We start from the raw sequence: 14,758 nt of genomic DNA, 5'->3' as shown, positions 1-14,758 counted from the left end.
AGGTCCCGGTTATTCCATGTCTAAGCTTCGTGACGTTTCGATTTTTGGAGCCCGAATTTCGATGCGGCTCGCAGATGCGCGAGCAGAATTAGAAAAACACGGTTTGAGGCGCGCTCCATTCAAAACTCCGGCACGGATTCTTGGTGAAGCACAAGTTCTGGAAGCGGACTATATTCATCCTTCCCAAAACACCAAGGTCGGACTTTTTTATGCAGCGCTTGCGAACGGCGAAAGGCGGGTGTCTCGTATCGTTCTATGGGAAGAAATCCCCTTAATCGAGCGCGCTGATTTTAGGCAATTCCTTGCGAAACGCTATGGCGCTCCCACAGATGTGACGGTTTTTCAGGGACACGATACATTTGTCTGGTCACAACAAGCCGCCCGGTACACTGATTTTTTGCGCTCGGTTCAATGCCTGATGCCCTGCATTTCCTCCAACCTCATCGGCGAATGCAGCACAAACTCCATTTCTCGCCAAGTGTTCATGTCAGGTGGCTTCAACACGAATATGCCGGGAAAGCTCTACTGGACGGCTGACCTCAATGATTTGACTTTGCAACGAAATGCGATGTTTGGTCTGGGAAACTATCCGCTGGACAGGCCGATCTGCCCGCAGCCCGTGATCTGAGTGGCGCTCCTCGCTTGATACCCGCTTCCGCAGATTCCATTTTTGAGGCTGGCAGGTTCAACCTACCACGCTCGCTAATTTGCGTAGCGGTAGGATCTGGCCATCGGCGCGTTCGCGTTCGCGTGGCAGCTGGTGAGTGGGCGCCGCGCGGCGTCGACGAACGGACTGCCGCGGGTGCGGGTGGCTGGGACGGCGCAATGACTTGACGGCATGCTTCGATCATTGTGGGTAATTTGCAGCTTTGAGTAGTGATGCCGACCTGTACCTTCGCAACCATATCGGTGCGGAAGAGGTTTCCGCGTCGCAGCTAGTTTGCTATGTGCCGCCCGCCCCGCCTCCAGCAATCGGCTGCACCGGACCGGCGGCTGACGAGGCGGAGGCACAATGGCAAATGACTTCGATCGGGTGACGGAACTGCGTGCGATCCGCGATGTGCTGGTCGAGCAGCTGATCCGTCTTGAGGTGCTGGGGGAGGGACGCACCGCGACCGATCTCAGCACGGCGATAGAGCGACTCAATCAGCTGCTGGGGGAAGCGCCGAGCGCAGAGGAGTTCGAGCGGCTACGGCGCAATTATTTCTTGAGCTGAGCCAGTTTGCCGGCACCCGCCGCCTCAGTCGTCGAAATCGTCGAAATATTCGTCAAGCTGCAATCGCGCCTCGTCGCTGAGCCTTACGATGATGCGCCGGCCGTCATCAGGATCGGCAATGCGGACGAACCGGCCTTCATCGACCATCAATTTGATCCAGCGCAGCGCCGTCGTTGCCGGCACGGCCGCCGCGATGCAAAGGCTCGAAACCGAGATTTCGCGGCGTTCATAATGCGCAGCGTAAAGATCGAGCATCATGTCCCAAGCGGGATCGGCGAAGATATCTGCAGGAAAATGATGCTCACGGCGGCGACGGTGACGGATGAGGCGGCGCACGAATTTCGCCCGGCCCAGTGGAAATCCGCTCGGCGCAGCGTCGGCGCGCTCCACGGCTTGGGTGCCCGTGCCTAGCCGCGCAGAGGATGGGCCAAATGGAAGTTGTGCGGGGATAAGGCTGTCTTCCGGAAGCCTTTCGGGCTTGGCGGTGTCGCCCATCATGCGAAGTATGAGCTGTTCGATTTGGCTGACCCGTGCGTATAGTTCTTCGTTCGATGCGTTAGCGGTGTCGAGAGCTTCCCCCATGCTTTGCCCTTTCCCCAAAAGCGACGCATCTTTTATGTCCGGTTTCTAACATGGTTTCTGCGTCATTTACATCCGATATGGAGAAATTGCGATGCCGCCTGCCCTGGCGGCCGCTGCGGACAAGTGCCTTTTACCGCTATCTATGGGTCTGAATTTCCCTTCATGCCGGGTCATGTGTGCGGCGATTTTTTACAGCCAGATTGCTACCGATCGCGAAGCGCGCTGCTGTTTAAGCGCCGATATAGCGAAAAGAACCGGGGCAAAATGCCGCTACCTTCCCATTCCGGGGTCATGATGGATCAATTGACCGGTTGTCGGGACGGCGGCTTTGAGTCCTGTACCCAAGGCCTGAGGCCTAAAGGACGATTCGCCACGCTTGCGCGAAATCCGTCGGGAACGCTGTCGTCACCCGCAGCTCTCGTCGAACCCAGTTTAGAAGCGGGCGGCTGCTGTAGGTAGGAGCGCAAGCGAAGCAAGAACGCCACAGTAGGCCGGAAAATAGACGGCGGCGTTACGGGCCGTTTTGGCGCGGCCGTAACCGCCGCCACGGATCGCTCGTCCGGGCGCGCACCCGTACCGTTCGCGATTGTCGTCCATCCCACCGTTGATTTTGCCCCGGACGAGAGCCAATGTTTGAAAACTCTCGTCGGCTACGCACCCTGCGGGTTGGCGTCGCCGAACGGGCGCGGCTTGCGCTTGATCTGCGGCATGCCGCCGGCATGACCCGATACCGGGCCTCCCGACTTGTCGTGATCGCCCTCACGGCCGATATCCTCGCCCTTGATCGCACGCTTCGCTTCCTCGCCCGACAGCGTCTCATATTCGAGCAGCGCGCCGGCGAGCAGGTGCAGTTCGTCGATATTGTCGGTGAGCACCTTGCGCGCGACCTTTTCGCCTTCCTCGACGAGGCGGCGGACTTCGGCGTCGATCAGCTTGGCGGTTTCCTCGGACATGTTCTGGGCGCGCGACACGCTGTGGCCGAGGAAGACCTCATCCTGATTGTCGCGATAGCGCAGCCAGCCGAGCTTTTCCGACATGCCATATTCCATGACCATGGCGCGTGCCATGTCGGTCGCCTGCTGGATGTCGTTCGACGCGCCGGTGTTGAGCTCGTCCTTGCCGTAGATAAGCTGCTCGGCGATGCGGCCGCCGAAGCAGAGCGCGAGACGCGCCTTCATCTGCTTCATATTCTGCGAATAGCGGTCGCGCTCGGGCAGGTTCCAGGTGACGCCCAGCGCGCGGCCGCGCGGGATGATCGTCACCTTGTGCAGCGGATCATTATGCTCGACGTGGAGCGAGACGAGCGCGTGGCCGGCCTCGTGATAGGCGGTCGCCTTCTTCTCGTCCTCGGTCATCACCATCGACCGGCGCTCGGCGCCCATCATGACCTTGTCCTTGGCTTCCTCGAATTCGTTTGAGGCAATGAGGCGCTTGCCCTTGCGCGCCGCAAGCAGCGCCGCTTCGTTGCAAAGATTAGCCAGATCGGCGCCCGAGAAGCCCGGGGTGCCGCGCGCGATGCGGCGGAGGTCGACGTCGGGCGCGAGCGGCTTCTTGCGCGTGTGGACCTCGAGGATCTTCTGGCGGCCTTCGATGTCGGGGCGCGGCACGACGACCTGGCGGTCGAAGCGGCCGGGACGGAGGAGGGCGGGGTCGAGCACGTCGGGGCGGTTCGTCGCGGCGACGATGATGATGCCCTCGTTCGCCTCGAAGCCGTCCATTTCGACGAGCAGCTGGTTCAGCGTCTGCTCGCGCTCGTCGTTGCCGTTGCCGAGGCCCGCGCCGCGATGGCGGCCGACGGCGTCGATTTCGTCGATGAAGACGATGCATGGCGCATTGCGCTTAGCCTGTTCGAACATGTCGCGGACGCGCGATGCGCCCACGCCGACGAACATTTCGACGAAGTCCGAACCCGAAATGGTGAAGAAGGGGACGCCCGCTTCACCCGCGATCGCGCGGGCGAGCAGCGTCTTGCCGGTACCCGGCGAGCCGACGAGCAATGCGCCCTTCGGGATCTGGCCGCCGAGTTTCGAGAATTTGGTCGGGTCCTTCAGGAATTCGACGATTTCTTCGAGTTCCTCACGCGCCTCGTCGATGCCCGCGACATCGTCGAAGGTCACGCGGCCCTGCTTTTCGGTGAGCATCTTGGCGCGCGATTTGCCGAAGCCCATCGCGCCCGAGCCGTTGTTCTTCTGCACCTGGCGGAAGACGAAGAAGGCGATGCCGAGAATCAGCAGGAAGGGCAGCGACTGGACGATCAGATACATCCAGAAATTGGGAACTTCGGTCGGCTTGCCGTCATATTTGACGCCATTGTCGTTGAGCATCTTGAGAAGGTCGGGATCGCGCACGACGTTGGCGGTGAACCGGTCGCCGTTCGACAGCGTGCCGGTCACCTTGTCTTCGGACAGCACGACGTCCTTGACGCTGCCTTCCTCGACCTTCTGGCGGAACTCGGAATAGGCAAGCGGATTGCCTGCGGGCTGCGAAGCGCCGCCGAACATCGAGGCGACGAGGAGCATGGCCAGCAGGATGCCGCTCCAGATCATCACGCTCTTCATCCAGGGGTTGCCCTGCGGTTCCTTGTCGTCCTGCATGCGGAATCTTTCCCAATCGCCGCGCGAGCGCACGGCGTTACCCGGACAAGATAAGGCGCCGGGTCCGAATCGCAATCGCAAGGCCGTTCGGCTGGGGTGCCATTCGCCCCATTGCCGGACCGTTTCCCCGACTCAGGGATTTTCCGGAGATCGGCTCGATGTAGGTGCGCGGCACGAGCGCCAACTGCTTTTGCGCTGTCACAATCGCCCCATCTCAATTCGTTCCGAGAAATTACTAGGGTGTTGCCTTCCTCGGTCATCAAACCGGTTATGCACCTCCCTGAAGAACCACTTCGACCTGGATCAGCCCGCGCGCGGGCAGCGCTCTATTTGCGCGTATCGACGCAGCGTCAGGCTGACCAGCAAGTTTCGCTCCCGGATCAGCATCGTCATGGCATCGCTTATTGCCAGGCAAACGGATACGACATCGCGGCGACATTTATCGAGGAAGGCGCGTCTGGGATGACCGATCGCCGCCCGGAATTTCGCCGAATGATCGAAGCGGCGCTCGCCTCGACCCGCCCTTTCGATCTGATCATCGTGCACAGTTTCTCGCGCTTCTTTCGCGACCATTTCGAATTCGAACTTAATGTCCGCAAGCTGGCGAAGAACGGGGTCAGTCTGGTGTCGGTGACCCAGCAGACCGGTACGGATCCGGCGCAGGTCATGATGCGCAAGGTAATCGCCCTATTCGACGAATATCAATCGAGAGAGAACGCCAAGCATGTCATGCGCGCGCTGAAGGAAAATGCGCGTCAAGGCTTCTGGTGCGGATCCACGCCTCCAGTCGGTTACCGAACTGTCGCTGCCGAGCAGCGCGGCCCGACGCTCAAGAAACGGCTCGCCATTGATCCGGAATATGCCGATCTCGTCCGGCTCGTCTATCGCCTTGCTCTCAAGGGTTGCTCCACCGAAGGTCCGATGGGCGTACACAAAATCGCAGCCTATCTGAACAGGCAGGGCCTTTCGACTCCGCACGGCGGGCGATGGCATACCACTCAGATTCACCGGATGCTGACCCGTCGCACCTATATGGGAGAGCACACATACAATCGCCGCTGCAAATCGGGCTCGCTCAATCGCCAAAGCGAAGTCATAATCGTGCCCGTGCCACCCCTCGTTAGTCGGGTGGATTTTGAAACAGTCCAATCGCGGCTCAGGCGGCATGCATTCGATGCGACGCCCAGCAAAGCCTATGGACCCTATCCTCTTCTTAAAGGCGCGGTATATTGCGCTGGCTGTGGCCGCGTCATGACCGTCAGGCCAGCGAAAGGCCGCGGTTTTCGATATTACACTTGCTTGGCGAAACTGCTGCCCAACGGCAGCCGCTGCCCCGTTCGCACGATACCGGCGCCTGAATTGGACGGCATGGTGGAAAAATTCATCCGGCAACAACTGCTCGGTCCGAAATCAATCGTCAAATATTTTGCTGCCGAGACCGCGTCCCAATCCCAATCCGAGCTCGCTCGTGAGGCTGGGGCGAGAGAAGCGGCATCGGCCGACGCCCATCTGAGGCTTTGTCGAATTTACGATGCCATTGAAGCCGGCGCGATCAATTCGGATGATGTCGCGGTGATCGACAGGATCGGCACCTTGCGCGAATGGCGATCCGATCATCTCCGATCCATGGAAGCGTTAGCTAAGCTGAATGATCGAATGGCTGCGGCGCGCTCGAAGCCGGAATTTGCCGCGAGCGTGAGCCGCAAGGCGCTCATCCGATTGAGAGAAAATCCTGCCATTCTCAAGCATCTCCTCAAAATATTGGTCCAGCGCGTGGATGTTTCTTCGGCGGAGATCAGGCTGACCTGCGCCAATTCCCGAGTTGCCGATGTGATCTTCCATCTCGGCGCCGGAACCGAGATTGCTGACGTTAATTGGCGCTCCCGCGGAGGTCTCAAAACAGGTGATTGTGCACAATATCGCATCCGCAGACCTGCCCCGGGGCAGGGCTGCGACACGGGTACGCCGCGCTCCACTGCGTCAACCGCCCGATCCAAAGCGCGCGCTGCTTCAGCCATCGGGAAATGAAGCCCTAGACGATTGCATGTTCGGGCCATCAACCTAGTGAAAGAAGGCGAAGTGTGAAAAGAGTTGCTGGGCTCGCGTCTCGCGCCGCGATCTATGTTCGTGTTTCCACCGCCCGCCAAGTGGAGCCACGGCTGTCTATCCCTGATCAGAAGAAGCAGGCCGAGGCCTTTTGCGTCTTGAAGGGATATCATGTGGTCGAAATATTCGAAGAGCGCGGTGCGTCGGCTGTGACGGACCGCAGACCACAGTTTCGCCGAATGATGGAAATGGCGAGTTGGACTCCCGCACCGTTCGACCTCATCATCGTGCACAGCTACTCTCGTTTTTTCCGCGACCAGTTTGAGCTTGAAGCCAATATTCGTGCATTAGCGAAAAATGGCGTAAAACTCGTATCCATCACCCAGATGATAGGTGATGACCCGTTGGCGGAGATGATGCGGCATATCATCGGGCTTTTCGATGAATATCAGTCCAAGGAAACCGGAAAGCATGTGCGCAGGGCGCAACGAGAGAATGCGCGGCAAGGCTTTTGGAATGGGTCGGTGCCGCCTGTCGGCTATCGTGCCGTCGTTGTTGAGAAGCGAGGTCTGGCATCCAAGAGGCGGCTCGAGATTGACCCGCTTCATGCAGACACGATCAGGCTCATCTACCGTCTCTCCTTGGGCAGGGAAGGCACCGGCCCGCTAGGTGTCGCGCGCATCGCCGCTTATTTGAATGATCGGAAGGTTCCAGCCTCCGGCGGCGGATATTGGGGCCTTGCAGCGGTCTACCGCGTCTTGCGTCGGCGTCTTTATACTGGCGAGCTGGTGTATGATGCGCGCGGCCAGGCGGGGCAAGCGGGGGCGCAGGATGAGATTATCCGTACCGCCGTGCCGCCCATTATCGATCATGAAACATTTGACGCTGTCCAAGCGCTCCTGGATCGTCGCGGGGGTATTACGCTGCGGGTTCCGGGACGTCGCACACAGTATCTGCTAAAAAGTTTGGTCTACTGCGGAAAATGCGGGGCGAGGCTATACGGTGCCGTGGGCGGCAGCGGCTATAAATCCTATGTCTGCTCCGCTCGTGCGCGCCATGGGGCTGCGGCCTGCAGCGGCCTGATACTATCAGCGTTGCGTCTCGACGGATTTATCAAAGACTTCATCCAGGAACGGCTGCTGCAACCTGCGTTTCTGGCCAAAACTCTCGATGACGTGCTACTTCGATATCAAGCGATGTTTGAAAGGTTCGACCGGCAGGCTGGTGAATTGCGCGCCGCTGCCGAAAAGGATGGCATCGACATTGCGCGCCACCTCGGCGCGATCGAGGATGGGAGGCGAAGCTGTGAGGATCTTGCCGCCAGGAAACAGCTCCCTTTCTTACAAGCGTCCCGCGACGGACATTTTCGCGCCGCAGAGCATGCCCGACAACAGCGGAACCTCTTCCCGAGTAGGGTCATGGGCATCGATGATCTAGCGCGCATGGCACTTCAGATGCGCAGTGATTTGCTCGATCACACGGTCCCATATCGCGGCTTCGCCAAACTGGCGATCGACGAGATCAAGGTCACCGAAGAAAAGATAGCGATAATTGGATCAAGGTCGAGATTGCTCGCAGCGCTTACGGGAGACCGCGATACGCTCGAAAAGAGACTTAGCGTCTTTCGCGAGAGTGGCAGCGGTCGTCGTGACCGGTTTCGCATTACCATGCCGCACGAATTGAAGACATCCAGAAGGAAAGTTCGGGGGTCATAATCCGAAATGGCTTTTGCTCGACATTGCTGCCGGCGGCGGCACGGGCGATGAAAAGCAGAAAGTGACTAGGTTTCGTTCCCTCGCGATTGTCCACCTCCGGAAGGGCGTCGACGCGGCGCAGGCGAAACTCTCCAAATCGTACCTTCGAGCCCGCGAACCGCGTCGATCAGCAGCGCGCCGACCATTGCCCGACGCCCGTCTTTCATTGCCGCGATGACGCCGTCGAGCGATGCGCCGCGCAGCGCCAGTCCGGGATCGTTGGCACGCAGCCGCTGGGTGACGATGCGGCGGAAAATTTCGGGCGGATAGCGCTCGTCGCGGATCACCGCGATGTCCGAGGCGTCGGGCCAGGAAGCGATCAGCCGTTCGACCGCCCAGTCGATCGCGTCGTCGGCTTCGGCGAGCCAGTCCGCCGAGCGTGCCGCCGCTTCGGGATCGAGAGCGGTCTGCGAGCGCAATGCATGGCGGAGCCGGGCGCGGTCGAAGCGATTGTCGCAATTCGACGGATCGTCGACGAAGGGCAGGTCGTTTTCGAGCGCGAGTTCGACAAGCTGCGCGCGGCGCCAGTGCAGGAGCGGACGGAGCACGACGCCGTTGCGCGCGCGGATCGCGGCGAGCCCGCCGACCCCGCTGCTGCGGTTCAGCCGCATGACGATCGTTTCGAGCTGGTCGTCGGCATGATGCGCGGTCACGATATGGTCGAGCGCGTTTGCCTGCCGCCACTCTTCGAGCAGGCGGTAGCGTTCGGCGCGGGCCGCGGCCTGCAGAGACCCCTTGATCGGTACCTGCGGCACGAGCGTCGCGTGCGGAATATGCTCGCGCGCGCAGAAGCCCGATACCATGCGCGCTTCCTCGTCGGAGCCCTTGCGCAGCGCATGATCGACTGTTGCCGCCCAGACCTGTCCGGGCAGCAGCGATGCCATCAGCCATAGCAAGGCCATGCTGTCGGGGCCGCCCGAAACGGCGACGCCATAATCGAGCCTTTGCCAGTCGGGGCCGAGCAGCGCGGAAAGGTCGCGCCCGAGCCGTTCGACGGCGTCGGTGTCAGCAGCCTGCTTTTGTTTTTGCGGCGGCAGCATCGGTGCGGACATCCTGCGGGGCCTTTTCCCCGTAAACCTCGTCGAATTCGCGGAACGCCTTGCATGCATCGGCCTTGCGGCCGAGCTTGTCGAGCGCGACGCCCATATACATCAGGCTGTGCGGCGCGCGCGCGCCGCTCGGGCGATCCTTGTAATTGTTGTAGAAAGCGACCGCGGCCAGGCTGGGCTTTCCCTCGTCGAGATAGGCGCGGCCCAGCAAATTCTGCGCATAGCTCGCCTGGCTGCTCTTCGGCCATTTGGCGACCACCTGCTTGAGCTGCGCCTGCGCCTCGGGATAGAGTTTGGCCTGCCATAGCCGAAAGCCATAGTTGTAGCCGTCTTCGGTCTCGTTACCTGTTGCGGGAATTTCGACCTTCTTGACCAGCGCCAACCGCGCCGCGTCGGGGGTCGCAGCCGCTGCCGCCGCCGGCTTGGGCGTCGCGGGCTTTTTCACCGGGGTCGCCGCGGCGGTGGTCGGCGTCGCTGCCGGCGGCCTTGCCGCCGGAACCGGCGTCAGGCTGGCGGGGGTGGCTTCGACGTCGGCCGCGGGGGCCGCGAACCTCTTGTCCATTTCGGCCTTGTAGGCCGCGAACTGCTTTTCGAGTTCGCGCAGCTGATAGCTGTTTTGCTCGGTCTGACCGGTCAGCGTCTGGAGCTGCGCCTCGAGCGCATCGACGCGCGCGGTCAGGTCGGCGACCGGCGCCGTGCTCTTGACGCGCTCGCCGGGCGTGTTGTCGGGCGCGATCTCGCCTTCGAAGAAAGCGGGGCTACCGCCCGGGAACACCGAGCGCTGGACCGCGCGCATTTCCTTTTCCAACCGATCGACGCGCTTGCCGATCTCGGCGTCCTGCGCCTGCGCGGCGGGCACGACGGCGCCCAGCGCCAGCGCGGCGGTTCCGAGGAAAATAATATGGCGTTTTGTCATCTGCCTGTCGGCCCCCACCTATTAACCATTCTATCCTGCGATTCATAGCGCCGCAAGGCGCGGCTGCGCAAATCCATTTCGGCGCGCTGCCGCTCCCGCCGGACGAATATTCCTATGGTCAGCGGTTGGTTTTCGGTGCGGGCGTTGTCGCGGGCGCACTCGCGCCGGCGCGCGCGACAAGGTCGGCGGGCTTCAGCGAGATGCCCTTGACCAGCGTGTCGGCGGGGCCGATCGCTCCGACGTCGCGGCCGCCGACGGTGACCTTGAGCGCCTGCGGGATGCTGGTGCGCAGCGTGAACTGTTCGATATAGGCAGGCGGTACCTGATAAGTTTCGCCCGGATCGAGGGTGCGCCAATTCTCGGTCTTGCCGGTCGCATCGTCGAAACCGATCCAGACCTCCGAGACGCCGGTCAGCACCACCGGCGCATCGGCGGCGACCGCCGCGCCCGCAGGGCCGGCTTTGGCTGGAACCGTTGCTGCAGCGCCCGTCGATGGGGCTTCGGATTCTTCGGCGGCGCGATTCTGCGCGGCAATCAGGGCTTCGTCGGGCTCGACCGACAGGAAGCGCCAGACGCCATAGGCCGAAGCGAGCAGGGCGGTGACGATAACCAAAGTCCAGGTCAGCCGGGCGGTCGGCAGGCGGGCGGGATCGGTTGGCTCATAGGCCTCGTAAAGCGGCCGCGAGCCATATTCGTCCTCTTCGAGCTCGCGGCGGACCGAGGCACCGATTTCGGCTTCGGGCAGGTCGACTGCGCGAGCGTAGGCGCGCGCGAATCCAGTGACGTAAGTGCGCCCCGGAAGATCGGAAAAATCAGATTTTTCAATGGCTTTGAGGTGACGCTGGGTGATGCGCGTCCGCGTCGCGATATCGGCGAGCGACAGTCCTGCCGCCTCGCGGGCCAGGCGAAGCCGATCGCCGGTGCGCGTGATCGCCAGTTCGCCTTGCTCGGCGACCTCTTCGTCTGCCATTACTGTCTCCGTGCCAGCCGTTTGACCCAGTTCGGCCGTGTATGAACCGTTCATCGCATTGACGATGCGCGAAAGTCAAATGGAGTTCGGCGAACGAACGACTGATAATGCGGCGCTATTCGGTCCGTCCGAAAGACTGCACGGCAGGCCGCCGATCAGAGCACATATTTGCTGAGGTCGGTGTCGCCGACGACATCGGCGAGCTGGCGGTCGACATAGGCCGCGTCGATATCGAGCGTCGTGCCGGGCGCATCCTCGGCGGTGAAGCTGATCTCCTCGACGAGCCGTTCCATGATCGTCTGGAGCCGCCGCGCACCGATATTCTCGACCTTTTCGTTGACCTCTGCCGCCAGCTTCGCGACGCGCGCGATCGCATCGGGCCGGAAGTTCAGCGTCACGCCCTCGGTGCCGAGCAGCGCGACATATTGTTCGGGCAGACCCGCCTTGGTTTCCGAAAGAATGCGTACGAAATCGACTTCGCTGAGCGCGCCCAGTTCAACGCGGATCGGCAGGCGGCCCTGCAGTTCGGGCAGCAGGTCGCTGGGCTTGGCGACATGGAAGGCGCCCGAGGCGATGAACAGGATATGGTCGGTCTTCATCGGGCCATATTTGGTTGCGACCGTCGTGCCCTCGATCAGCGGCAACAGGTCGCGCTGGACGCCCTCGCGGCTTATCGAGCCGCCGCGCACGTCGCTGACCGCGATCTTGTCGATCTCGTCGAGGAAGACGATACCGTTGGCTTCGGCATCGGCGAGCGCGACGCGCGCGACATCGTCCTGGTCGAGGCGCTTGTCCTGCTCTTCTTCGATGAGCCGCGTCGCGGCATCGATGACCTTAAGCTTGCGGCGCTTCTTGGGCAGCCCGCCCATCGCCTTGCCGAGCATGTCGGACAGGTTAATCATGCTCATCTGCCCCGGCTGCCCGGGCAGTTCGAAGGGCATGCCGGGTGCGTCGGCGACCTCGATCTCGACCTCGCTGTCGTCGAGATGGCCCTCCCGGATGCGCTGGCGGAAACTCTGGCGGGTCGCCTCGCTCGCCCCTTTGCCGGTCAGCGCGTCGAGCAGCCGTTCCATGGCAGCTTCTTCGGCGGCGGCGCGCACGGCGTCGCGGCGGCGGTCCTTTTCGAGCCGCACCGCTTCCTCGACGAGGTCGCGGGCGATCTGCTCAACGTCGCGGCCGACATAGCCGACCTCGGTAAATTTCGTCGCCTCGACCTTGATGAACGGTGCGTCGGCGAGCTTGGCGAGGCGGCGCGAAATCTCGGTCTTGCCGCAGCCCGTCGGGCCGATCATCAGGATATTCTTTGGGCTCACTTCGTCGCGGAGGTCAGGGGACAGTTGCTGGCGGCGCCAGCGATTGCGCAGCGCCACCGCGACCGCACGCTTCGCGGCGTCTTGGCCGATGATATGGGTGTCGAGCGCCGCAACGATCGCCTTCGGCGTCAAATCCTTGTTCATATGTCGGAGAGTTCCACAGAGAAGGTCAGGTCGCCGCTAGATGGGAGCGGGCCAGTGCAAGTCAAGCGCCGGGCTCAGGCGGGACAGCGAAAGCCGCCGAACTGTGCCTGATGCGCCGCGACGATCCGGGCGATGCGTTCGGGCTGCGGCTCGGCGAGCCATTCGCCGCGCTCGAAACTGCCGCCGAGGACGATTCCGTCGGCGCGCGGGAACATATAACCGGCGCGGCCATTGAAGGCGTAATCGACCTCGGGCTGCGGCAGCAGGATCGCGAGCTGGCCGCGGATCGGGGTAAGTTCGGTGTCACCGAACAGGCCGTGCGAGCCGAGTCCGGTGCAGTTGAAGACGAGGGTTTCGGGGAGCGTCTGAAGCTCGGCGGGCGCGGAGAAATTGCGGATGGCGATCCGGCCGGCGGCGCCCTCGATGTCGCGGATCATCTGGCGAAGATAGCGCCCGGTCTCGACATACATCGTATCGTAACGCCACAGTCGCTCGACCGGGAAAGGATGTTCTTCCGCGCGGACGATCCGCGCCGCGGGCGGGAAGGTGGCCATCAGAGGCTCTTCGGGCGTGCCTTCGACATAGGTGGTGAGCCAGCGGACGCCATAATCGTCACCGACCATGATCTGGAAGCGCCGCCAGCTATAGTCGAGCGCGGCGGCGAACTGGCGCCGCCATTCGGGCGTGACGGCATCGTCGTCGAACAGGCCGAAGGGGTGAAATTGTCCTCCGGCGACGTTCGAGGTCGTGTCGGGCGGCAGCGCCTTGGCGTAAACGGTCACCGGGAAACCGGCTTCCTGCACCAGCCGCGCGGTCGACAGGCCGACGATGCCGGCGCCGATGACCGCGACCGGGCCGCTATGCCCCGCGACTCCCATGTCTACCGCGAGCTTCGACGTTCCCCAGCTCATTGTGATTCCCGAGCCGCCATGCCCGTAGTTGTGAACGAGCCGTTTCCTACCGAGCGCGTCGGCGCGGACGACGAAGCCGCTGCGGCGATAGGGACGGAGCCCGGCCGCGGTGCGAATCACGCGGTCGGGTGCGGCATCGACGGGATGCAGGCACGCGGGCTTCGCCGCCGCGGTGCGCGCCGCGGTCGTCGCGCAGCCGGGCAGGGCAAGCGCCGCGGAGGCGGCGACGAAATGGCGGCGGGGCAGCGTGTGAATCACGCGCCGACCATAAGCGGTCAGTTCTTGATGTCGATGGTTTCGGAGGTGAACTGGTCGTTGGTATAGACGCAGATGTCGGCCGCGACCTCCATCGCCTTGCGCACCAGCACCTCGGGATCCTTTTCATAATCGACCAGCGCGCGCGCCGCCGACAGCGCGAAATTGCCTCCCGAACCGATCGCGGCGATCCCACCCTTGGGTTCGAGGACGTCGCCGTTGCCGGTGATCACCAGCGTGACCTCCTTGTCGGCGACAATCATCATCGCCTCGAGGTTGCGCAGATATTTGTCGGTGCGCCAGTCCTTCGCAAGTTCGACCGCGGCGCGCAGGAGTTGGCCGTTATGGCGTTCGAGCTTCGCCTCGAGCCGTTCGAACAGCGTAAAGGCGTCGGCGGTGGCGCCCGCGAAGCCGCCGATCACGCTGCCGTCGTGGAGGCGGCGAACCTTGCGCGCGTTCGGTTTCATCACCGTCTGGCCCATCGAAACCTGACCATCGCCGATAATGACGACTTTGCCTTCGCTGCGCGCGGAGAGGATGGTGGTGCCGTGCCAAGGCGCGGCGCGGTGCGTGTTCTGGTCGCTCATCGGAGCGATATGGGAAATCGGCTGGCGCGCCGCAAGTGGCCGGCTGGGGCGCCCAAGCTACGTCATTCTGTTCAAGCTGGGCACGACGATGAGAGCAGGTACTAATTAGGACGTAGGGATTTGATGAGGGCGCCGATAGATCGGGCGACGCCCAGGCGAGAACTTTCCGTATTTGGTTCTGAGATCTTCTGCGGAATAGCCCTAGCGATGCAGTCAATCCTTGACCGCGTTTCCGAGCCCCTTCCGTCCCTGAGCGCGCTGTTGCGCCGGCTGTTCCGGGCGAAGAATATTGCCCCTGAAACCTGCCAACACGGCAACGCTACCGGGCCAGACGTTTCGGAGTGTGAAGACTGCTACTTCGATCGCCAATATTAAGCGCTCAGAAGCGGACGGCGAGGTGGAGCTGTTAGCGCTGATCAGG

12 protein-coding genes are annotated in these 14,758 nt (G+C 62.2%); 4 read left to right on the top strand and 8 right to left on the bottom strand.

Annotation, left to right across the window (positions count from 1 at the left end):
* Nucleotides 1–16: 16 nt before the first annotated feature.
* Entirely contained in the window at nucleotides 17–628 is a 612-nt protein-coding gene (locus AN936_RS24800) for a hypothetical protein (protein WP_158500116.1), read from the top strand.
* A 384-nt stretch (nucleotides 629–1,012) separates the two neighbouring features.
* Nucleotides 1,013–1,216: a hypothetical protein gene (locus AN936_RS18230; RefSeq protein ID WP_054589323.1), complete on the top strand. Its 204-nt coding sequence runs from the start codon at nucleotides 1,013–1,015 to the stop codon at nucleotides 1,214–1,216.
* Between the two features lie 24 nt (nucleotides 1,217–1,240).
* Here AN936_RS18230 and AN936_RS24275 read toward each other — a convergent pair whose 3' ends face one another.
* Together AN936_RS24275 and ftsH are read right to left on the bottom strand one after the other, a co-directional pair.
* Entirely contained in the window at nucleotides 1,241–1,552 is a 312-nt protein-coding gene (locus tag AN936_RS24275) for a hypothetical protein (protein WP_201782933.1), read from the bottom strand.
* 896 nt (nucleotides 1,553–2,448) lie between these two features.
* Nucleotides 2,449–4,392: an ATP-dependent zinc metalloprotease FtsH gene (gene ftsH / locus AN936_RS18220; RefSeq protein WP_054589321.1), complete on the bottom strand. Its 1,944-nt coding sequence runs from the start codon at nucleotides 4,390–4,392 to the stop codon at nucleotides 2,449–2,451.
* 240 nt (nucleotides 4,393–4,632) lie between these two features.
* Here ftsH and AN936_RS18215 point away from each other — a divergent pair, with 240 nt between their 5' ends.
* Together AN936_RS18215 and AN936_RS18210 are read left to right on the top strand one after the other, a co-directional pair.
* Nucleotides 4,633–6,420 carry a recombinase family protein gene (locus AN936_RS18215; RefSeq protein WP_234715627.1) on the top strand — a complete coding sequence of 596 codons (1,788 nt, stop codon included), beginning with the start codon at nucleotides 4,633–4,635 and terminating at the stop codon, nucleotides 6,418–6,420.
* Between the two features lie 53 nt (nucleotides 6,421–6,473).
* Nucleotides 6,474–8,153 carry a recombinase family protein gene (locus AN936_RS18210; protein WP_084758516.1) on the top strand — a complete coding sequence of 560 codons (1,680 nt, stop codon included), beginning with the start codon at nucleotides 6,474–6,476 and terminating at the stop codon, nucleotides 8,151–8,153.
* 65 nt (nucleotides 8,154–8,218) lie between these two features.
* Here AN936_RS18210 and tilS read toward each other — a convergent pair whose 3' ends face one another.
* From tilS to hslV, 6 genes are all read right to left on the bottom strand, one after another.
* Nucleotides 8,219–9,244 (bottom strand): tRNA lysidine(34) synthetase TilS, encoded by a 1,026-nt coding sequence (gene tilS, locus AN936_RS18205; protein ID WP_084758514.1) that lies wholly within the window; start codon nucleotides 9,242–9,244, stop codon nucleotides 8,219–8,221.
* Nucleotides 9,198–10,157, bottom strand: a complete 960-nt coding sequence (locus AN936_RS18200; RefSeq protein ID WP_054589318.1) for a tetratricopeptide repeat protein — start codon at nucleotides 10,155–10,157, stop codon at nucleotides 9,198–9,200. Before AN936_RS18200 ends, tilS begins: the two co-directional genes overlap by 47 nt.
* Before the next feature lie 118 nt (nucleotides 10,158–10,275).
* Entirely contained in the window at nucleotides 10,276–11,127 is an 852-nt protein-coding gene (locus tag AN936_RS18195) for a helix-turn-helix domain-containing protein (protein WP_054589317.1), read from the bottom strand.
* A 155-nt stretch (nucleotides 11,128–11,282) separates the two neighbouring features.
* Complete coding sequence (gene hslU / locus AN936_RS18190) at nucleotides 11,283–12,584, bottom strand: ATP-dependent protease ATPase subunit HslU (RefSeq protein WP_054589316.1); 1,302 nt, start codon at nucleotides 12,582–12,584, stop codon at nucleotides 11,283–11,285.
* Nucleotides 12,585–12,658: 74 nt separating this feature from the next.
* A complete protein-coding gene (locus AN936_RS18185) occupies nucleotides 12,659–13,825 on the bottom strand; it encodes an FAD-dependent oxidoreductase (protein WP_335337315.1) in 1,167 nt (388 codons plus the stop codon).
* Nucleotides 13,771–14,337, bottom strand: coding sequence for an ATP-dependent protease subunit HslV (hslV, locus tag AN936_RS18180; RefSeq protein ID WP_054589315.1), 567 nt, complete (start codon nucleotides 14,335–14,337; stop codon nucleotides 13,771–13,773). The genes AN936_RS18185 and hslV overlap by 55 nt, the downstream gene beginning before the upstream one ends.
* Nucleotides 14,338–14,758 lie beyond the last annotated feature (421 nt).

The sequence above is a fragment of the Sphingopyxis macrogoltabida genome (genome assembly GCF_001307295.1).
GTDB lineage: Bacteria > Pseudomonadota > Alphaproteobacteria > Sphingomonadales > Sphingomonadaceae > Sphingopyxis > Sphingopyxis macrogoltabida_B.
Note: the sequence above shows the minus strand (reverse complement) of the source record. Positions and strands in the feature narration are given on the sequence as shown.